We start from the raw sequence: 19,433 nt of genomic DNA on the forward strand, positions 1-19,433 counted from the left end.
TTATTCCCCTTATTTAAATTTTTCTTTTAATTTTTCAGCAACATGCTCAGGTACAAAATGTGATACATCCCCACCGAATAATGCAATTTCCCTTACAAGGTTTGCAGATAGATAGGAGTACCTTTCATCAGGCATCATAAAAACAGTATCAACATCTTTTAACAGCCTTCTATTTGTTAAAGCCATCTGAAATTCGTATTCAAAGTCTGAAATAGCCCTTATTCCCCTTAGTATTGCTTTTGCATTTATCTTTTTAACGTAATCTACAAGTAGCCCAGAGAAACTTGAAATTTCTATCTTTTCCTGGGGGAATGTTTTCAAGGATTCTCTTATCATTTCAAGCCTTTCTTCCACTGTGAATAAAGGCTGTTTTTTGGGGTTAATAAGTATTGCAACAACAACTTTGTCAAACAGGTTTATTCCTCTCTCAATTATGTCAATATGTCCGTAGGTTATAGGGTCAAATGAACCAGGGTAAACAGCTTTAACACACATTAATCAGCCTTCTCCTTTTTAGTTTCTTTTTCAATATCTTTTTTGTCTTCATTTTTCTTATCTGATTTAATTTCTTTTTCTTGTTTAATAATCTTTTTCTCTTCTATTTTTTTTATCACCTTGTTTGCTGCAAGGTTTGAAAGCAGAGAGTTTATGTCAACAAATGAAACTGTTCCGTTGTCTGAAACAGGTATAATGGTAATCTCTTTCCCTTTCAGGCTTTCTAATAGCCTTTTTGCTACAAGGTTTTCTCCTCCACTTCCGCTTAAAGCTTTGTTTAATTCAGTTAAGGCATTGGCCTCTGCTTTTTTAAGGGCATAGAGGGCTTCTGCATTTTTCTGTGCAGCGTAAAGTATTGCATCCCCTTTAAGTTTTGCCTGCTCTAATTCTCCTTTAGCCTTCTCAACTACCTTGTTAGCTTCAGCTTTAGCTTCAAATTGTTTTCTCTTTGCATCTTCCATTGCAGCCTTTGTTAATGCTATGTATTCAAGTGTTTTTTGCTCATAAACCTTTCTCTGTTCAATAGCGCTCTGGTACCTTTCGTTAAATCTGTAATCTTTTAAAAGTATGTCTGTTATCTTAAGCCCTATTTTTTCAAGCCTTTTGTTCAGGAATTTTTTCGTTTCTTCCACAGCCTTTTGCCTTTTTTTTGCCTCGTAAAACTCTTCACTTGTGAGTTTTCCTAAGAAAAACCTCAGTGCAGCCCTTGTTTCAGGCTTAATTATGTTTGTCTGAATTTTTGAGGTGTCTTCCCCAACTTCTTTCACGCAGAGAAAGGCTTTTTCAGGTATTACCTTCCAGGTTACTATTAAATCTACCCATACATCGTTTCCACCTGATGTTTTTAGTTTTAAATCATTGCCAACCCAGGTTTCCCCGCTTTTTTTATGGGCAACCATATCAAGCCTTTGCTCTGTTTTCTTTACCTTTGCAAAGCCTGTAAACGGGGGAAAGAAAAAGTGATACCCTGTGCCGTAAGCCTTATCAACAACCCCTGTTTCCCCGAATGGGTTAAGGTAAACTATTTTTACTCCCACCTCATTTGTATCAACATGAATTGTGCATGTGTAAAAGTAAAGCCCCAAAAAACCTAAAACTATTAATATCCATATGGCTTTTCTCATTTTTTCACCCCGCTTAATTTAAGTAATGAGTTTACATCAAGGGGGTTAACTCCGTTTTTCCCGCCTGATTGAATTATTATTTTATCCAATCCCTTTAGCACTTCCGCCATTTCAAGCCCTACTATGTTTTTGCCTCCCTGTCCTGTAAATGCTTTTTGAATAAGCGCGTCTCCCTTTGCCTTTGCAGTTTCTATCTCTTTTTTCGCTTCAGCCTGTTTTAGTTTTAAATAGTTATCAGCGTCTGCTTTGATTTTTTTTGCTTCAGCGTTTCCCCTTTCTAATTCAATGTTTGCAAGGGCATCTCCGTAAGCCTCAGTCTTTTTTAATTCAGCATACCTTTTAGCAGCTTCAGTTTTTACTTTGTTTAGAAGTTTAATCTGGTCTGCAATCTTTTTCTCTTTAATTGCGTTTTCATATTCTTCTGAGTAAAAATAGTCTCTAACAAGTATATTGACAGCTTTTATTCCGTTTGGTTTTAGCCTGTTATTTAATTCGCTTAGTGCTTCTTTTACCTTTGCTTCCCTTATTTCAGGATTGAAAAAATCTTCTGCCTTTAATTCTCCTAATTTTGCTTTTACAACACTTATAAATTCAGGCCTGACCTTTTTTTCAATATAATTGTGCCCTAAAGTTGCAAGAAGTTTATGTGCATTATCTTCGTCGACTTGAAAAAGTAAGGTTGCATCAACATAAACAAATGTACCGTCACTGGTTTGTACATAGATGTTTTGGTCATTTTTCTTTCTCTTTAAATTTTCAGGAGCAACAAAGTCTAATTTTTGAATCCTTGCATTAAAAATATCAAGTTTTTCAGCTAAAGGAATTACAAGATGCAATCCTGTTTTTAATGTTTTTTTGCTTATGCCTCTTTTACCTGTTATTGGCAATAACCTTGTTTTAACCCCAACTTCCCCTACCTTTACCTGTTTAAAGGAAAAGTAGCAAAAAGGTATCAGTATTATTAAAAGCACTATTATTATTACGCTTAGAGCCTTACCCATTTATTCCCCCTAAAAGTTCTTTTGCATGGTTTAAAGAGGTTTTTGAAAACCTGTCTCCCCCTAACATTCTTGCTATTTCTTTTACCCTGTCTTCCTTATTTAGTAATTTTATCATTGTTTTAGTTCTACCTTCAAATACTATCTTTTCAATGTAAAAGTGGTTATCTGCTTTTGATGCAATTTGTGCAAGGTGGGTAACGCAAAGCACCTGCCTGTTCTGGGAGAGTTTTTTTAGTTTTTCGCCGATATAAAATGCCGTTTCTCCCCCTATTCCTGTATCTATTTCGTCAAAAACAGTTAATTTGTTTACATCTTCGTGAGTTAAAACCTTTATTGCAAGCATTACCCTTGACAATTCTCCCCCTGATGCAATTTTTGCAAGTGGCTTTGGCTCTTCCCCTATATTTGGTGATATAAATATTTCTCCAGAGTCAATACCGTTTTCACCTGTGTTAAAGTTTAAAATCTCTTCTTCTTTTTCAGGGATATTTTTTGAGCTTATTCTAAAATCTATTACAACATTTTCCATTGCAAGTTGTTTTAATTCTTCGGTAAGTTTTTTTTCAAATTTCTTTGCTGTTAATTTTCTCTTTTTGCTTAATTCAACTGCTAATTCAAGATACTTTTTTGTTTCCTCTATAACTCTTTGCCTTTGCTCTTTTAGTTTAAAGTTTAACTCTTCCAGGGTTGATAGTTCTTCTTCTGCATTTTTTAAAAATTCCATTATTTCTTCATAGCTGTCTCCGTATTTGTTTTGAATTTTTTCTATCTGGTAAAGCCTGTTTTCTATCTGGTCAAGGGATAAATCTTCACTTTCAAGGGAATAGGTGATTTCTCCTAATTCTAAATCAATTTCTTTGAGATTGTTGAGAAAGTTGCTTATCTCTTCTGAATACACTTTCAGGTTTTCTCTGTAGCCTGCAAGTGATTCAATTGCCCTTTGAAGATTTTTTATTTGTTCAAAAAGGGATGGTTCACTGTTTAGTATTTCACTGGCAATGTCAATGTTTTCTTTTATCTTTTCAATGTTTTTTAAGAATTTCTTTTTCTCTGTTAATTCTTCTATCTCATTTTCTTTTAAATTAAGCTCTTTAATCTCAGATATCTGGAATTTAAGCATATCTATTCTCTGATTTTTTTCTTTTTCACTAATATTTAGTTTTTTTAATTTTTCTTTTTCTTTCATTACCTTTTGATGCTGGATATTTACTTTTTGTAGCAAACTGGAATGGCTACCAAAAATGTCAAGGTAATTTAAGTGATTTTCAGTGTTTAACAATTGTATCTGGTCGTTTTGAGAGTGTATCTCAACAAGTTTTTTCCCAATCTCTTCAAGGAATGAAAGGGTTGTAAGTCTGTCGTTTAAAAAAACCCTGTTTTTTCCATTCTTTAAAATTACCCTCTTTACAGTTAAACTTCCGTCAGTTTCTATGTCCATTTGTTTCAACATATTGACAGTTTCTTCTGACAGGTTTTCAAATATTCCCTCAACAACCGCCTTGTCTTCTCCAGTTCTAATTAATTCTCTATAAGCCCTTGCACCTGAAAGTAGTGCTATTGCATCTACAACTATTGATTTTCCTGCTCCTGTTTCCCCTGTTAACACGGTAAACCCTTCCGGGATTTCAAGAGAAATGTCATCGGCTATGGCAAGGTTTTGAATTTTGAGAAAACTTAGCATTTATCCCTCCGTTGGAAAGCAAAGTGAAACAGTTGTGCCTTTGCCTTCCCGGGAAGTTATTTTTATTTCTCCACCGTGTTCCTTCATTATCTGATAGGTTATATGCATCCCCAATCCACTTCCTGTTGCCTTTGTAGTGTAAAATGGCTCAAATATCTTATCAAGTTTGTCTTCAGGTATTCCGCTTCCACTATCTTTTATGTACAGGCATAGTCTTTTCTTTTCTCTGTAATTCCTTGTAAAAACTTCTATTTTGCCATCGTTTCCTATTGCCTCTATTGCATTTTTGATTATGTTTAAAATAGCCCTTCGAGCCTGATTGTAGTCAACAGGGATTAGAGGTATGTTTTGTTTGTGATGAACAAACTTAATCCTTGCTGTTATAAGAAGGTTTTTTAATGAATTGTATATGTCTTCAACAATTGAATGAAGGTTTTCCTTTGATTTTTTTAAAACAGGCATTCTTACAAATGAGAGGTAATCGTCTGTTATATTGTTTATGTGGGATACTTCTGATGTGATAGTTTTTATTAATGATGTTAATTCCATCTTTTTAGGTTTATCTAAATCTATTTCCTCTATTTCTTCTTCAAGCAATTCAAGGTTTAAAGAGATTGAGGCAAGTGGGTTTCTTATTTCGTGTGCAACCTGAGATGCCATTCTCCCTACAATTGAAAGCCTTTCAGATTGAATTAATTTTTGTTGCATTTTTTCCTGTTCGGTAATATCCCTTACTATTGCTGAAAAACCAAATATTCTCCCCTCTAAATCCCTTATTGCGCTTCTTGTTATGTTTACCTTGATTATTTCTCCGTCTTTTCTCTTTCTTTCTGTAATGTAATTTTTCAAATACCCTTTTTTTAGCGCTTCTTTTATTATTTTTTCAGATTCATTTTCCTTTTTTAATTTTTCAGGGATTAGTATATCTATGTGTTTTCCTAAAACTTCATCTGCTGTGTAGCCGTAAATCTCTTCAGCCCCTTTGTTCCAGAGGAATATTTTGTTTTCAAGGGTAATCCCAAGAATTGCATCAGCAGAGTCGTTTAGTATGTTTTTCAGGTAGAGCGTTGTTTCCTTAGCCTTTTCTTCAAGGATTTTCTTCTTTGTTACATCTTTGAAAAATATCAAATACCCTTCTGTTTCTCTGTCTTTGAGGGGGGTGACATTTACATCCACCCAGATGTTTTTTATCTCTTCACTTATTATCTTTGTTTCATACCCTTCAATTCCGTTTTTGTTTTTTTCAATAAGTTTTACAATTTTGTTGAACTCGTTTTTTCCATTTTTGAGTATTTCCCATACGAAAAGAGGGTTGTTGCGTGGAAATTTTAATCCTATAACCTCTTTGGCCTTTTTATTTATGTAGATTATTTTTCCATTTATGTCTGTTTCTAAAATGCCAATATTTGTGTTTTCAAGTATTTTTTTAAACTTGTCAATATGTTCCATAGTATAGATCCCTGACAAAAACAAAGTTTACCTTTTTGTCAAGTTTAGGCATTTCTTTTGATAAAACATTAATTGTTGTTGGGTAATTGTGCCCAATTGCAATTGCGTAGCCATGCTCATATGCCTTTTTAACAGTTTCTTCTAACTGTTTTTTTATGTGAGAATATTCTATTACATTGTCCAGAAAAACATCCCTTGAAAGAACTTTTATCCCAAGTTTTTTAGCCTCTTCTTCAACCACTGTGTGAGGGGTTGTCCTTGAATCTAAAAAGAATTTCCCGTGTTTTTCAGCGTATGATAGAAAAACCCTTACCGCAAATCGGGACTGTGTAATTGCAGACCCCATATGGTTATTAAACCCTTCGGCAAAAACAATGTTTGAAAAGGCATTGTTAAGTTTTTGTAAAATCTCTTTTTTTCTATCAGTTTTAAATATTGCACCTGGGCCAGGGTCTGCTTTTGGATAGCTGATAGGTTCCATAGGCATGTGAAGTATTACTCTGTAACCTTTCCCGTTTGCAAGGTAAGCGCATCTTTTTGAATAAGTTCTGAATGGAAGTACTGCAAATGTTATGGGGTAGGGGATTGTAAGGGCTTTTTCAAAAGATTCCATATGACCAATTCCACAATCGTCTATAACAATTGCGACGAGAGGTTGTCCTTTGATTTTAATCCTTTTTTTATACTTTCTTTGTTTTGCAGTTTCTTTCGGTAATGGCTCTTCATACATATACTTTTGCTTTGTTTTCTTTTTAATTTTAGGTTTTCTTGTTTTTTGTTTCAGGGTGATGAGAATTTTTGATATCTCTTTCCCGCTATCAACCTTTAAAAGTATCTTATTCTTTGTATCTATTTCTTTTATTTTAAAATTTGATGGGATTTGTTTTCTAAGGTTTTTTAAAAAACCTCTTTTTGATTTAAGTGGAATATTAACCTTGTAAACAATGTTTGCCTTTTCGTCAAAGGTTTTTTCAACAACAGGCTTTGAGTTTAAGGTTTTGTGGTACGCGTTTTTAATAGCCTGCTCAACACTCTTACTTCTATTTGGAGAGTTAAAAAGAAAGTATAAAAATATCCCGATAATTACTATTGCAAAAATTGCAGATGTCCATTTTAGTATAGACAGGTTCTTTTTTTTTCTTCTTTTAGGCCGCCTTTTTTTCGTCGCCATTATCTTTTTTCTCTTCTTTTTTGTATCTTCTTACAGCGTCAATAATTTCGTCGTCATCAATAAAGCTTCTAATATCTGGTAAAAGCCCTTTTTTGGTTAGCGGCTTAAACATCTTTACCGCTATATTTACATAATCTCCTGATTTCAATTTAAATGTCTGGTATTTGTATGCACTTCCGCTTGTTCTTCCCCCTACTGTCTTAATGTAGGGTGTTCCTTTAAGCAGGTTTGCAAAGACATCAGCTGCACCCATTGTAAGAGAAGATGTAGCGAGGAATAAGGTTTTTTTGCCGTCAAATTTTTCCTGAATGGTTGATTTGATTTCCTCTTCTTTTTCTTTGGTTTTTGCAAGCACAGACAGAGGCTCTCCCTTAAGGTAGGATGCAAAGTTTACCATTTCTTCATAATTGTCGTCCATTGAATACCTTATGTCTATTATGGGGGTATCGTTTTCTTTTATGTAGTTTTTCATATTTTCAAAGCATTCTTTTGTAAATCTAAAGAGTTTAAAGACTTTTGCGTTTTTTATTGTGTCTATCTTAAAATCAACAGGTTTGTATTCCTTATACTCAAACTGTTTTTCTATATCTTTTGAGAGGTCTGTTGAATAGAAGTCTATTGCAATTTTATCTCCAACCTTTCCGTGAAGCATTGCGTTTATTTCGTACAGAGACATATTAAATGCCTGCATACTATTTATTTTTCTAATTATTGTGCCAGGCTTTATCCCTGCTTTGAATGCGTCGCTTTCAGGGTTTGAGTAAACAACCTGTGCGTAATTCCCCCTTTTTGTAACCTTAATACCTATGTTTCCCTTATAATTAAACCTGTCTTTTATCTTTTCCATAATGTCTTTTGTAATAAAACTGTTGTCTTCATTTAAGCTTTGCACTCCCCCTCTGTAGGCACCTAAAATCAATTTATTCTGGTCAACAGGCTCAACATATCTTTGGATTACAATATCGTAAACCTTTGCAAATATTCCAAACATTTTGTAGGGGTCTTCGTCCCTTGATTTTTTAAATTTAATAAAAGCGTAAGAGCTAATAAAAGCAATTAGCAAAACAAAAACTATTAATTTAATCTTTGATTTCATTTTTTTCTCCTCTATCTCTTTTTTACCCATTTTAGCGGATTCAAAGGCTTTTTATTATGCCATATTTCAAAATGAAATATATAGCCCTGTAAAGATGCTGTATTTCCCGTTGTTGCTATTACATCTCCCTTTGATACTGTCTGATTGATTTTAACAAAAATTTTGTCAAGATGTGCATAAAAAGTGTAGTATCCAAAACCGTGGTCAATTATTATAAGTTTGCCGTAACTTTTATACCAGTCTGCAAAAACAACCACTCCATCGTAAAAGACTTTGACCTTTTTCCCCTTTCTTACCTTTAAGGTTATGCCGTTGTTTTTTATCTTTGCCCTGTATTTCCCAATTCTGTATGTGCCGAACCTTTCAATAAGCCTCCCACTGACAGGTAGGGAAAGCAATCCTTTGAATTTATCCATTGGAATTGCAGATGGGTTTTGAGGGGTTGGTTTTTTTGATAATGATTCAACAAGTAATTTTAAAAGCCTGTTTCTTTCTTTTAATAGAGATACATACCTTGATTTTTTTCTTTTTAGTTGTTTAAAAAGCCTTTTTTGTTCCCTTAAAGTTTGAGAAAGTTGTTTTTTGGTGTCGGAGAGCTGGCTTATTGTTTCTTCAAGGTCTTTTCTTTCAAATTCAAGCATTTTTACCTTTTGCTCTTTTTCATCGGTGAGTTTTCTCAATTTTCTTAAAAGCTTCTTATCTTTATCGCTTAAATAGGAAAGAGTGTTTAGCTGGTATAGATACTCCTGTTCCTTTGATGGGGATAGTAATGCTTCAAGTGTTGTGTAATCTCCCTTTTTGTACAGCTCTTTTATTCTTATTTTTAGATATTTTTTTGTTTCTTCTATATCTTTTTGCAGTTTTTTTATTTCGCTTTTTAGTTCTTTTATCTCTTTTTCAGTCTCTATTTTTTTCAGTCTAAGCATTTTTGTTTTTGTTTTTAAAATCTCTATTTTTCTTGAAATTAACTCAATATTGTCGCTAACTGTTTTTGCCTGCTGTTTAAGACGGTTATAATTCTGTTCCAGCTCCTTTATGTTTTCTTTTAATGTGAAGACAAGGCTTTCAGATGGGTATAGATTATGAGAAAAAAATAGAATTGTGAGGATTATTAGAAAAACTTTTCTATTAAACATTGATTTTAAAAACAGTTAAGAGTTTTGAGAAAAACTCTATAAAACAATATGTTAAAAAAGCCAGGGAAACAAGAATATAGACAGATGCAATAAAGGTTGATTGTGTTTTTACTGTAATCTTTGTTGAATAAAATATACCTAAAAGGTGTAAGGATACCCCTAAAATCCACAAAAAAAGAGTTGCTATAGGGATTTTAAAAATCAATAAAATTCCGCCACCGATTGACAGCACCGATAGAATTCCAAAAATAGTGCCTAAAAGGAATTCTTTGCAGTAAAAAAAACCTAACCCAGGGAAAAATACATTTAAGAAAAAAACCCTTTTTTGATTTTTGTCTAATTTGCTAATGTCTAAAAAATCCAGTTTTTCCCCTCTCATCTAATAAATTTTCTAAAAAGGTTAAGCCTGTTTTCCACCTCTGTTAAAGTTAATGTTCTCATTCTGTCAACACTGAAATCCTCTATTTGAAATGAAGAAAGCACTGTTCCAACCTTTAATCCTTCTCTGAATGTGTCAAAGGAAAAGTTTCCGTACTTGTCCACATACCCTAAAAATCCTGCAGCAAATGTGTCTCCTGCACCTGTTGGGTCTATAACCTTTTCAACAGGGAAGGCAGGAAGAAGTGCAGTATCATTTTTTGAAAATAGAGATGCGCCGTACTCTCCTCTTTTTATGCATACAAAATCAGGGCCCATATCAAGGATTTTTTTTGCTGCTTTAACAACAATTTTTTCCCCTGTTAAAAGCCTTGCCTCTCCGTCGTTCACAAATATAAGGTTTACCCTTTTTATAACCTCTTTTAACTGTTCAGGGGTTGTGTTTATCCACAGATTCATTGTGTCTGCTGCGATAAACTTAACCTTGTTTTCAACCTGATTGATTACCTTTAATTGGAGTTCAGGGTGGATATTGCCTAAAAATAGAATATTTGAATCCATATAGGATTCAGGGATTACCGGGTCAAACTCAGCAAATACATTTAACTGGGTGTCATGGGTTATAGCCTCGTTGAGGTTTTCCCTGTACTCCCCTTTCCAGAAAAATGTTTTGCCTTCTTTTTGAACAAGCCCTTCAAGGTTTACCCCTCTATTCCTTAATAGTTCAATATCCTCTTCTCTAAAATCCTTACCAACAACTCCAACAAGGTTAACCTTTGTAAAGAGGGATGCTCCCATTGAAAAGTGTGTTGCAGAACCGCCTAAAACCCTTTCCCTTTCTCCAAACGGGGTTTTTAAAGAATCGTAAGCAACAGAACCAACTGCGATTATTGCCATTTCAATCTCCTGACATTCTTTTTTTGCTTTTAGATTTTACCACAAATCACTTTTTCTTATTCTTCCCTATTTTTTCAAGGTATGAAAGCATTGGGTTAAACTGTCTTTGAGGAAAGCCTATGAATATTTTTGAAATTTTCCCTTCAGGGTCTATAAAAACAAAATGGGGGAGTGTATAAACCCTGTAATCTTTGTAAGTTTTATCGTTTTCTAAAATTGCGACAGGGTATTTAATCTTTTTATTCTGTGTTATATACCAGGTAAAGAACTTTTTCTGCTTTTCAAAGTCAACCTTTTTGGGGAAGAGGTTAATCCCTATAACTGAAATTCTGTTTTTGTATTTTGTATAGACTCCGTCAATGTAGGGCATTGCTATAACACTTCCTATTGAACGGCCGGCAAAGAAGAATATTAATGTATATTTCCCTTTGTTTTGTGATATTGAAATTTTATCTTTATTAAAAGTAAGAACAGTGTTTGATAGTTCAAAGGCAGGTTTGCCTATCAACTCCAACTGGCTTGCAACATTGTCAATCAATGTTTTTTCATTTTTGTCTGATATTGTTTTTAAGATTTCTGAAAAATAATTTTCCCCCTCTTTTATTTTGTTTTGCAATTCAAAGTATTCCATCATTCCCAATGCGGCAAAGTATCTAACATTAATATTATTTACCTGTGCGGACAATACTTTCTGGAAAACCTTTTTTGCCAACTGGTATTTTTCTCTCTTTAACAAACCAAAACCAACATTTATAAAATCAAGAGCAACCCTTGGCTGGGAGTAATTTATTGTTTCAAAACTCTTTATAGCTTCATTGTATTTTCCCGACAAAAAGTATGTTTGCCCCAGAGTTGCGTAATAATAATTTTTATTTTCTTTGTTGATTTTTACCTTTTTTAAAAACGATAGCGCTTTTTCAGGCATATCAATTTCATTTAATAGCCTTGCGGCTAAAATCTTTTCTTCGTCTGTTAGATTTGATTGGTTTTCTTTAATTAAATTCAGGTAAGTTGACTTTACTTTTTTGTTAAAACTAATAAGCTCATTCTCTGTTGCAATCAGGTTTGCCTCTTTTTTAAGCTTTTTTAATGTTTCATTGTAGTCATTTTTTAATCCTGCAAAGAGGTTTAATGCAAACAGGGGAATCAAAAATAAAATTATTTTCTTTTTCATATTTACTCCTTTTTATTTCATCGTTAGGTTAGACGAAAGTATTTAATAAAGTGTTTCCTTTGCTTTCTTATAGTCAGGCATAAGCCTTTCCAACCTATTATAAAACTCTTTTGAGTGATTTGCATGTATAAGATGTGTCAATTCATGAACAACCACATATTCAATGCCCTTTATTGGCTTTTGAGCAAGTTTCAGGCTAAAGTTAAGGTATCCCTTTTTTGAATTGCACGAGCCCCACCTTGTTTTCATGTTTTTTACACTGATTCTGTTTATTTTTCTTGAAATTAAGGGTAAATACTTTTCAATAAACAACAAAACAATTCTCTTTGTTTCCCCTTTGTACCACTTTAATATCAATTCTTCACTTTTCTCTGGGGAGACTTCTTTTAAATGTAGAAAAAGGGTATTGTTTCTAAATTCAAGGCTATACTTTTTTGATTTTATTTTCTTTACCTCAATCATTTTCCCAAGATATGGAATTTCTTTTGCATTCCCTAAATTAACAAATGCTTTTTTCTTTTCTTCTGAAATCCTTTTAAGCTTTGATAGTCTTTTGTTGATAATTTGTTTAATGTAAGAATCTGGGGTTTTATACGGTGCTGAAACTTTTATTGTGCCGTCCTCATCAACTCTTATGTAAATGTTTTTTATTCTTTTTCTTATAATTTCAATCTTCATCAATCTTTTTTAAAAGCTTTTCTATTTCTTCAACCACTTTTTCAGGAGAAATTGCCTTTAAGCAATCAAGAGTTTTACACTTTTTATTTCTGCATGGTGAGCAATGCCAGTTTGCATAAACAATCTTAAAAGGGGTAAAGGTTGCAGGTTGATTTATTATTGGGTCTGATGGGCCAAATATTGTAACAACAGGAGTGTTTACAAGGCTTGAAATGTGCATTGGCCCTGTGTCTCCCCCTATAAAAATCTTTGCCTTTTCAATAAAGGCTGATAATTGTTTCATTGTGGTTAAAGGCAAAACATATACCCTGTTTTTTGCGCTTGATACAAGTTTTTCAACTATCTCTTCTTCTCCCGGGCCCCATCCAATTACACAGGGAAGGTTTAATTTTCGGTAGATTAAATCGCATAGTTTTCCATAGTTTTCAGGCATCCACCTTTTGTATCTCCCCTTTGCGCTTGTTCCCGGATAGATAAAAGCATATTCTTTTTCTGATAATCCATTTTCTTTTAACCACTCTTCTGCAAATTTTCTATTATCTTCCCCTATGGGAAGTTTTGCTTTTTCCTGTTTTAGATTTTTGTCAAAGTGAAGGGGGATGAGGAAGTTTCTCTCATACCTTGAAAGCTTTTTCTCAACCTTTTCTATTTTGTAATTTGTGAAAAGGGTGTTCAACTCTTTTGCTATTGGTTTTCTGTATCCAAGCCTTACAGGGATTTTTGCAAAGTAACCGTATAGCCCACTTTTCAATATTCCGTGAAAATCCACAAATAAATCATAATCTTCACTTTCTATTTCAGAGTTGATGAAATTGAAGTAACCTTTGATTTTTGATAAAAGGCCTAACCTTTTCCATTTTCTTCTCGGAACTATTTTTAGGTTGTCAATGTATTCAAGCCCTGTAATTATTTGAGCGCACCTGTCTTCAACAAGCCAGTCAATTTTGCAATCAGGGAAAATCTTTCTCAAAGCGGCAACAGATGGCACCGTTCTTACCACATCTCCTATTGCAGACAGCCGGCAGACGAGGATTTTTTCTATTTTTTTACCTAAAATATTTTCAATCACTCTTCTCTTTTCGTTCATTAAAGGAAGATATCCTTTCTAAAATTTTGTACAAGCCCTATTTCATAGGCTTTTTGATAAAGGTCTGTTATTGCCTTTTTCCCCTCTTCCCCAAGGTTAATAGAGAATTTGTTTACATAGAGGTTTATATGAGAATTTATTACACTTTCGTCAAGTTCCTGAGCGTATTTTTTTATGTAAGGTAAGGTGTTAGACGGATTTTCAAATGCATATTCAATTGATTTTCTTAAAAGGTTATCTAACTCTTTCCCCTCTTTTTCATAGTCCCTTTTAACTGCAATTAGCCCCAACGGAATGGGATTACCGGTTTCTCTTTCCCAGAATTCCCCTAAATCAACAAGCTTTTTTAATCCCCTTATTTTGTAGGTAAACCTTGTTTCGTGGATTATAACCCCTGCGTCAACCTCTCCCTTTAGAATTTCATTTTCTATTTCTGAAAATAAAACCTCTTTTTTGTTTTTACACTCCGGGCAGAATATTGAGAACAAAAGGTTTGCCGTGGTGTTTTTCCCGGGGATTGCTATTCTTTTATTTTTTAAATCACTTAAATCAAACTCTTCTTTTGCTATTAAAAGAGGGCCGCAACCCCTTCCTAATGCAGAGCCTGAATTTAAAATTTTGAATTTGTCTGCTATTTTAAAGTATGCAAAAAAGGATAACTTTGTTATGTCTGTTTCTCCCTTAAATGCCATTTTATTTAACTCTTCAATGTCTTTAAGTACTGTATCAAATTGAAAAGAAGGCGAAAAAATCCCTGCTGCAATGCCATAAAACATAAAGGTGTCATTGGGACAGGTTGAATATGCCAGTTTCAACTTTTTCATTACAAACCCCTGAAATACTTACTTTTTCTTTTGAATTTTAACACGAAGGATTGTATAAGAAAAAATAAAAGGGGGATTAACCCCCTTAAAATTATCTGAATTCAACATGAATCCATAACCTTTGCCCGTTGGGGTAAACAACTTTTACTCTGTTTCTTTTTACCTTTTTGACAGTGCACCTTCTTCCTTCAATAATAATTACATCACCAGGCCTTATGCTCCTTGGCACCCTGTAGTATCTTACCCCGCCTCTTACCACATAGGTAACTCTTACCCCTGGGGCAACATACCTTACTCTTGCATGCGCTCTTGCGTGGGGAGCAGGCTCAACAATGCAAGAGACTCCAAAAAATGCAATTAGGACAGTTAAAACAAGTAGCGATTTTGTTATTTTCATACCAGCCTCCTGAAAAAATTTACTACGTTCTTTATTTAAGCAAGTAGTATGCCTGATTTTTGCTTTAATCCTTTTAAATCAAGGTTTTGTGATACAATACACATTATGAATAAAAAGATTGTAAAAAGCGGAGTATTGATTTCTTTAGGCACATTGTTTTCAAGGATTTTAGGGCTTTTAAGGGAGATTGTAACCGCCAATTATTTTGGTGCAGGTAAAGCCTTTGATTCCTTTGTTGTGGCATTTACAATTCCCAACCTATTCAGAAGGGTTTTAGGGGAAGAGATGTTTGAAAGGGCTTTTATGCCCAGGTTTAAAAGATTGAAAGAACAGGGGGAGATTGATTCTGCAAAGAGTTTTTTTGTAAGGGTAATTGTTTTTACATTTTTTACATCAATCTTTGCCTGTCTTTTGATTTATATCTTTGTCCCCCAATTGATTTCCTTAATAGCCCCTGGTTTAAAGGGAGACTCCTACCAATACGCAGTTAAGTTTGGCTATAAACTTATACCTTTTTTGTTTTTTATTGCCTTTGCCACTCTATTAGGTGCTTTTCTATTGTTTAATGAAAAATCATTTATCTATGCCATTGCCCCCGCCTTTATGAATGTTGGCACAATTGGATTTTTAGTTCTTTTCTATAAAAAATTAGGGGAGATATCCATAGTCTACGCATACCTTTTAGGGGCTTTGCTTTTCTTTTTAATTCAGGTGCCTTTTGCCTTTAAGGTTTATTTTTCAATTGGAAATAGCGGTGGAGAAAAAGGGCGAGTTAATGCAAAAGAGGAATTTAACTCCTCACTTTTTGAGGGGGGGAAGATATTTGCCCTTTCCATTGTCAATAAAAGCGTTGAGATTGTTGACAGGCTTGTTGCGTCATTGGTTGGAAGCGGTGCAATTTCTTCCCTATGGTACAGTTTTAGAATAATTCACCTTCCCTTTGCTTTTTTTTCTCTTGCACTGTCAAGGGCACTTGCCCCGGAGTTTTCAAGGCTAAAAGGGAATAGGGACAATAAAGAGTTTTCTATATTAATAGCAAGGGGATTGCTTATAAATATTGCTATTCTCCTTCCCATTACAGTTTTTTTTATGGTTTTCCCGGATGAAATTATTACTGTTTTTTACAAAAGGGGGAATTTCGGGACTCACTCTCTTGTTTTAACCTCAAAGGCATTTTTCTACTATTCCCTTGCCCTTCTCCCTATGGGCACTATTGCGGTTTTAGGAAGGGCTTACTCATCTCTTGAAAACAATACATTTCCCTTGATTGCCTCTATTGTTGGGGCAGTTTTCAATATTGTACTTGACTTTATTCTTTACAGAACAAGTTTAAAGCAGGGGGGAATTGCACTTGCAACAGCAATTTCTATGTATATTCAGGTTGTAATCCTTTATTACTTTCTATCCAACTTTGGGATTAAATTGAAAAGAGAAAATTTTAAAGGTTTGCCCAAAATAATATTTGCACTTATTCCTTACTCGCTATCCCTTTTTGTATTAAAATATTTCATAACAGGTTTTAAGGGATTTTTCTTTTACGCCTCTTTTATAGGTTTAGGCGGAGTATTTTCTATTTTGTATTTTGCGGGAGTGCTATGGTTGATGAAAAAGCAATTAAAAAGATAAAAGTATTGCTTACAGGAGGGGGCACAGCAGGCCATGTAATCCCCTGTATAGCAATTTACAATATTTTGAAAAAGCACTTTGAGGTTGAGAAAACACTTTATCTCGGGCTTAAAGGTAAGGCGGAAGAGGTAATTGTTCCCAAGCAAAATATCCCCCTTGAATTTATAAAAACTTCCCCCTTTGCAGGGAAATCTGGATTAAATAAGTTTAAGGCACTTTTGTCAATTTCTGTGGGAGTGCTTCAATCTATAGGAAAAATAGTAAAGTTTAAACCTGATTTAATTGTTGGTGCCGGCGGCTATGTCTCTGCACCGGTTATTGTTGCAGGATTTCTGTTAAAGCCGTTTTTAAAACACAGGATTGTTTTGGACGAGCAAAACCTTGTGCCCGGTTTGTTAAACAAGGTTGCTTCCTTATTTGCAGATACTGTTTTTGTTAACTTTAAAGAGAGTTCTTACTTTATCTGGAGCAATCAATCGGTATATACAGGCTATCCTGTTAGAAGCCAGTACCTTGAAGATTACAATAGTGAAGATTTCAAGGAAAAGTTGGGCTTTTCAAGGGATAAGAATATTGTGTTAATAACTGGCGGTTCATTGGGGGCAAGGACTTTAAACAGGCTTGTTGCAGCTTCAATCAAGGAGTTGTCTGAATTTAAAAATACTTTTTTTGTGCATTCAATAGGTTTAAACACTTCAAATTATTACAATGCCTTTGAAGATACACTTAGTATTTTAAAAAAATCAGGGTTAGAAATTGAGGTTAAAGACGATGAGATAAAAGCCTATAAAGGTAATGAGGTTTTTTACACTGGAAAAAGGTTTATAGATAATATCTTTGACTGGCAAAAGGCAGCAGACTTGATAATTTCAAGGGCTGGGGCTGGTGCCATATCTGAAATTCTCGCTTTAGGCAAAGCTTCAATCCTCGTTCCTAAAAGGGGGCTTCCAGGAGACCATCAGGAGTTAAACGCAATAGGTATTGCTGAAAAAGAGGCTTGCGAGGTATTGTTTGAAAAGAGGAAAAACGGTGATGAGTTTATAGAAAAGAATGAGTTTCTCTCTCTTTTAAAAACAATGCTTGAAAACAAGGAAAAGAGAGAGGAGATGGGGAAAATTGCAAAATCACTATTTTTCCCGAAATGTGAAGAGATAATTGTTGAAACCGTTACCAAACTTCTTAATGGGGAAGATGATGAGATTAACTTTTTAACAGGAGTTTTTGAGCCTCAATTTGTTAAATTTCAAAGATACTTTGATAATCTTGTAAGGTACCTTGATGCAATACCTTCCTCAGATAGGGGAAAAAACCTTTATGCAAGGTTTTACAGCATAAAGGTTGAGGAGTTTTTGCAGTCAAAGGATTTTATGACTGTAAACAAGGGGATAAAGCTTGTTGGGGCATTGAGGCTTGAAAAGTATTACTCCTTCCTATGGCAAAACTTTAAAAATTTTAAAGGATATTTAAGGAGAAATACACTTATTGCCTTTAGAAAATCAGAAAAGTTTTTCCCTGAGTTTGTAAATATTATTGAATCAGGTTTAAACGATTCTTACTTTGAGGCAAGGAGAGAGGCTATTGCACTTTTCAGGCGTTTTTATAAAGAACTTTCAGCAAGTGATAATATAAAGAAAAAAATTCTTGAAAATTTAGATAAAAGATTTGAAAGTTTTGAGGTGATTGCCGAAAGCATTAAAGCATCTGCTTTTATACTTGATGAGGATAGTTTTATAAAATTGAATAAGAGATTTTTAACCCATAAAAATGTGAGAATTAGAGAGGCCTTGCTTGATGCGGTAAGGCTTGCAATAGACTATTCCAGTTTTTCTGATATTGAAAAGCTTACAGTTTTTTTAAAGAAAATGCTTATAACAACCTCTGAGTTTAAACCTGTTTACAGTGTAAGGGAAAAGTATTTCAAAACTCTTAAAATATTAGAGGGAAAAAATGATTAAACTACTAATAGAACTTTTACACGCAAACGGCATAGACTTTGGGTTTTTCAGGTTAATAAATTACATAACCTTCAGGGCGTTAATGGGAATGGTATTTTCTTTATTATTCTGCCTGATTTACGGTTCTGATTTTATTGTTTTTCTATATAAAAAGGGGATGAAAGATACTTCAGGGGAAGCGGATGTATCATCTTTCTCAAAGAAAGGCACTCCCACAGCAGGCGGGCTGTTGATAATTATATCAACAATTTTTTCCCTGTTTTTCTGGGGAGATTTTAGAAATACCTATGTAATTGTTTTATTAATTGGTTTTCTATATACAGGTTTTGTTGGCTTTATTGATGATTTTTTAAAGGTCAGGTTTAAATCCTCTCTTTCAGGGTTGTCTCAAATGGGCAAAACTGTAATGCTTTTTGCCTTTATTATTCCCTTTGCTGTTTTTTATCTATCCACTTTAAATCCAATGCAGGAAGGTTTAAAAACTTTAATCTATATCCCATTTTATAAAAATCCGATACTTGCACTTCCAGATTTTATCTTTGGAATTTTCATTGTTTTTACAATGTTTTCCATAATAAATGCAGTAAACATTGTTGATGGAATGGATGGGCTTCTTGCCGGCACCTCTGTTTTAACCATAGGTGTTTACACAGTATTTGCCTATGTTATTGGAAATAAAATCCTCTCAGGCTACCTTCTTTTCCCTTATATTCCAGGAAGTGAAGAGATTGTAATATTCTGCTCAATTTTGATAGGGGGGATTGTTGGGTTTTTATGGTTTAATACCTATCCTGCAGAAGTCTTTATGGGGGACACAGGCTCCCTTGCAATTGGAAGTGTAATAGGAATGGTTGCCTTCTTTTTAAAGCAGGAATTTCTTTTTTTAATTGTAGGGGGATTGTTTGTTTTTGAAATATTTACCTCTCTCCTGCAGGAAAAAATAGGCTCTAAAATAGGGAGAAGAATTGTTTACAGGGCACCCTACCACCACACTTTAACCCACAAAGGCATTGCAGAACCAAAGGCAGTTGTAAGGCTATGGCTAATTTCAGTTATCCTTGCTCTTATTGGTTTACTTTCACTTAAAATCAGATAGAAAAATAAAGTTGAATGTTTTTTCTTTTTAAATTTTGCAAGCTTGAAGCATTAAATTTGATGTAGTTCTTAATCATATTTTACCCTTGACAAAATGGCTAATTGTGGCAAACTTTAAAGCGACGGCATTTTTCTATTAAAAGTGAGGAAACCTCACTTTTTTTAGTTT

General features: G+C 34.0%; 18 protein-coding genes. 3 read left to right on the plus strand and 15 right to left on the minus strand.

The genetic code is table 11. The annotated features are described in order from the left end of the window. Positions 1-9: 9 nt before the first annotated feature. The 15 genes from coaD to TTHT_RS10295 form a co-directional block, all read right to left on the minus strand. Complete coding sequence (coaD, locus tag TTHT_RS10225; protein WP_201327883.1) at positions 10-495, minus strand: pantetheine-phosphate adenylyltransferase; 486 nt, start codon at positions 493-495, stop codon at positions 10-12. Further along, entirely contained in the window at positions 495-1,619 is a 1,125-nt protein-coding gene (locus tag TTHT_RS10230; RefSeq protein ID WP_201327884.1) for an SPFH domain-containing protein, read from the minus strand. The genes coaD and TTHT_RS10230 overlap by 1 nt, the downstream gene beginning before the upstream one ends. Further along, entirely contained in the window at positions 1,616-2,620 is a 1,005-nt protein-coding gene (locus TTHT_RS10235; protein WP_201327885.1) for an SPFH domain-containing protein, read from the minus strand. Before TTHT_RS10235 ends, TTHT_RS10230 begins: the two co-directional genes overlap by 4 nt. After that, positions 2,613-4,301: a DNA repair protein RecN gene (gene recN, locus TTHT_RS10240; RefSeq protein ID WP_201327886.1), complete on the minus strand. Its 1,689-nt coding sequence runs from the start codon at positions 4,299-4,301 to the stop codon at positions 2,613-2,615. Before recN ends, TTHT_RS10235 begins: the two co-directional genes overlap by 8 nt. Next, the gene (locus tag TTHT_RS10245) at positions 4,302-5,750 is read right to left on the minus strand and encodes a PAS domain S-box protein (protein WP_201327887.1); all 1,449 of its coding nucleotides are present in this window, start codon (positions 5,748-5,750) and stop codon (positions 4,302-4,304) included. It abuts the gene before it with no gap. Next, the gene (locus TTHT_RS10250) at positions 5,737-6,921 is read right to left on the minus strand and encodes a divergent polysaccharide deacetylase family protein (RefSeq protein ID WP_201327888.1); all 1,185 of its coding nucleotides are present in this window, start codon (positions 6,919-6,921) and stop codon (positions 5,737-5,739) included. Before TTHT_RS10250 ends, TTHT_RS10245 begins: the two co-directional genes overlap by 14 nt. Further along, on the minus strand, positions 6,896-8,017 hold the full coding sequence (locus TTHT_RS10255) for a S41 family peptidase (protein WP_201327889.1): 1,122 nt from the start codon (positions 8,015-8,017) through the stop codon (positions 6,896-6,898). Before TTHT_RS10255 ends, TTHT_RS10250 begins: the two co-directional genes overlap by 26 nt. A gap of 11 nt (positions 8,018-8,028) precedes the next feature. Continuing rightward, entirely contained in the window at positions 8,029-9,153 is a 1,125-nt protein-coding gene (locus TTHT_RS10260; protein ID WP_201327890.1) for a murein hydrolase activator EnvC family protein, read from the minus strand. Further along, positions 9,146-9,532, minus strand: a complete 387-nt coding sequence (locus tag TTHT_RS10265) for a hypothetical protein (protein WP_201327891.1) — start codon at positions 9,530-9,532, stop codon at positions 9,146-9,148. The genes TTHT_RS10260 and TTHT_RS10265 overlap by 8 nt, the downstream gene beginning before the upstream one ends. Next, on the minus strand, positions 9,529-10,428 hold the full coding sequence (locus tag TTHT_RS10270; protein ID WP_201327892.1) for a PfkB family carbohydrate kinase: 900 nt from the start codon (positions 10,426-10,428) through the stop codon (positions 9,529-9,531). The genes TTHT_RS10265 and TTHT_RS10270 overlap by 4 nt, the downstream gene beginning before the upstream one ends. A gap of 46 nt (positions 10,429-10,474) precedes the next feature. Beyond that, entirely contained in the window at positions 10,475-11,602 is a 1,128-nt protein-coding gene (locus TTHT_RS10275; RefSeq protein ID WP_201327893.1) for a TlpA disulfide reductase family protein, read from the minus strand. Positions 11,603-11,644: 42 nt separating this feature from the next. Then, positions 11,645-12,280 carry a M48 family metallopeptidase gene (locus tag TTHT_RS10280; protein ID WP_201327894.1) on the minus strand — a complete coding sequence of 212 codons (636 nt, stop codon included), beginning with the start codon at positions 12,278-12,280 and terminating at the stop codon, positions 11,645-11,647. Continuing rightward, positions 12,270-13,367, minus strand: coding sequence for a glycosyltransferase family 9 protein (locus TTHT_RS10285; RefSeq protein WP_201327895.1), 1,098 nt, complete (start codon positions 13,365-13,367; stop codon positions 12,270-12,272). Before TTHT_RS10285 ends, TTHT_RS10280 begins: the two co-directional genes overlap by 11 nt. Beyond that, positions 13,367-14,191 (minus strand): 1,4-dihydroxy-6-naphthoate synthase, encoded by an 825-nt coding sequence (locus TTHT_RS10290; protein ID WP_201327896.1) that lies wholly within the window; start codon positions 14,189-14,191, stop codon positions 13,367-13,369. Before TTHT_RS10290 ends, TTHT_RS10285 begins: the two co-directional genes overlap by 1 nt. Before the next feature lie 91 nt (positions 14,192-14,282). Continuing rightward, on the minus strand, positions 14,283-14,588 hold the full coding sequence (locus TTHT_RS10295; RefSeq protein WP_201327897.1) for a hypothetical protein: 306 nt from the start codon (positions 14,586-14,588) through the stop codon (positions 14,283-14,285). A gap of 48 nt (positions 14,589-14,636) precedes the next feature. Here TTHT_RS10295 and murJ point away from each other — a divergent pair, with 48 nt between their 5' ends. The 3 genes from murJ to mraY are packed head-to-tail and all read left to right on the plus strand — an operon-like array spanning position 14,637 to position 19,265. Beyond that, positions 14,637-16,214, plus strand: a complete 1,578-nt coding sequence (gene murJ / locus TTHT_RS10300) for a murein biosynthesis integral membrane protein MurJ (RefSeq protein WP_201327898.1) — start codon at positions 14,637-14,639, stop codon at positions 16,212-16,214. Continuing rightward, positions 16,184-18,169: a UDP-N-acetylglucosamine--N-acetylmuramyl-(pentapeptide) pyrophosphoryl-undecaprenol N-acetylglucosamine transferase gene (locus TTHT_RS10305; RefSeq protein WP_201327899.1), complete on the plus strand. Its 1,986-nt coding sequence runs from the start codon at positions 16,184-16,186 to the stop codon at positions 18,167-18,169. The genes murJ and TTHT_RS10305 overlap by 31 nt, the downstream gene beginning before the upstream one ends. Continuing rightward, positions 18,162-19,265 carry a phospho-N-acetylmuramoyl-pentapeptide-transferase gene (gene mraY, locus TTHT_RS10310; protein WP_201327900.1) on the plus strand — a complete coding sequence of 368 codons (1,104 nt, stop codon included), beginning with the start codon at positions 18,162-18,164 and terminating at the stop codon, positions 19,263-19,265. Before TTHT_RS10305 ends, mraY begins: the two co-directional genes overlap by 8 nt. Positions 19,266-19,433: the final 168 nt, after the last annotated feature.

Source organism: Thermotomaculum hydrothermale (assembly GCF_016592575.1).
Taxonomy (GTDB): Bacteria; Acidobacteriota; Holophagae; order Thermotomaculales; family Thermotomaculaceae; genus Thermotomaculum; species Thermotomaculum hydrothermale.

What these genes read in the sequence shown, in the direction of transcription:
- TTHT_RS10275 (WP_201327893.1), bottom strand. Translation starts at nt 11,602, where the DNA reads ATGAAAAAGAAAATAATTTTATTTTTGATTCCCCTGTTTGCATTAAAC.
- TTHT_RS10255 (WP_201327889.1), bottom strand. Translation starts at nt 8,017, where the DNA reads ATGAAATCAAAGATTAAATTAATAGTTTTTGTTTTGCTAATTGCTTTT.
- mraY (WP_201327900.1), top strand. Translation starts at nt 18,162, where the DNA reads ATGATTAAACTACTAATAGAACTTTTACACGCAAACGGCATAGACTTT.
- TTHT_RS10290 (WP_201327896.1), bottom strand. Translation starts at nt 14,191, where the DNA reads ATGAAAAAGTTGAAACTGGCATATTCAACCTGTCCCAATGACACCTTT.
- TTHT_RS10250 (WP_201327888.1), bottom strand. Translation starts at nt 6,921, where the DNA reads ATGGCGACGAAAAAAAGGCGGCCTAAAAGAAGAAAAAAAAAGAACCTG.
- TTHT_RS10230 (WP_201327884.1), bottom strand. Translation starts at nt 1,619, where the DNA reads ATGAGAAAAGCCATATGGATATTAATAGTTTTAGGTTTTTTGGGGCTT.
- TTHT_RS10280 (WP_201327894.1), bottom strand. Translation starts at nt 12,280, where the DNA reads ATGAAGATTGAAATTATAAGAAAAAGAATAAAAAACATTTACATAAGA.
- TTHT_RS10295 (WP_201327897.1), bottom strand. Translation starts at nt 14,588, where the DNA reads ATGAAAATAACAAAATCGCTACTTGTTTTAACTGTCCTAATTGCATTT.
- recN (WP_201327886.1), bottom strand. Translation starts at nt 4,301, where the DNA reads ATGCTAAGTTTTCTCAAAATTCAAAACCTTGCCATAGCCGATGACATT.
- coaD (WP_201327883.1), bottom strand. Translation starts at nt 495, where the DNA reads ATGTGTGTTAAAGCTGTTTACCCTGGTTCATTTGACCCTATAACCTAC.
- TTHT_RS10305 (WP_201327899.1), top strand. Translation starts at nt 16,184, where the DNA reads ATGGTTGATGAAAAAGCAATTAAAAAGATAAAAGTATTGCTTACAGGA.
- TTHT_RS10235 (WP_201327885.1), bottom strand. Translation starts at nt 2,620, where the DNA reads ATGGGTAAGGCTCTAAGCGTAATAATAATAGTGCTTTTAATAATACTG.
- TTHT_RS10260 (WP_201327890.1), bottom strand. Translation starts at nt 9,153, where the DNA reads ATGTTTAATAGAAAAGTTTTTCTAATAATCCTCACAATTCTATTTTTT.
- TTHT_RS10245 (WP_201327887.1), bottom strand. Translation starts at nt 5,750, where the DNA reads ATGGAACATATTGACAAGTTTAAAAAAATACTTGAAAACACAAATATT.
- TTHT_RS10285 (WP_201327895.1), bottom strand. Translation starts at nt 13,367, where the DNA reads ATGAACGAAAAGAGAAGAGTGATTGAAAATATTTTAGGTAAAAAAATA.
- TTHT_RS10265 (WP_201327891.1), bottom strand. Translation starts at nt 9,532, where the DNA reads ATGAGAGGGGAAAAACTGGATTTTTTAGACATTAGCAAATTAGACAAA.
- murJ (WP_201327898.1), top strand. Translation starts at nt 14,637, where the DNA reads ATGCCTGATTTTTGCTTTAATCCTTTTAAATCAAGGTTTTGTGATACA.
- TTHT_RS10270 (WP_201327892.1), bottom strand. Translation starts at nt 10,428, where the DNA reads ATGGCAATAATCGCAGTTGGTTCTGTTGCTTACGATTCTTTAAAAACC.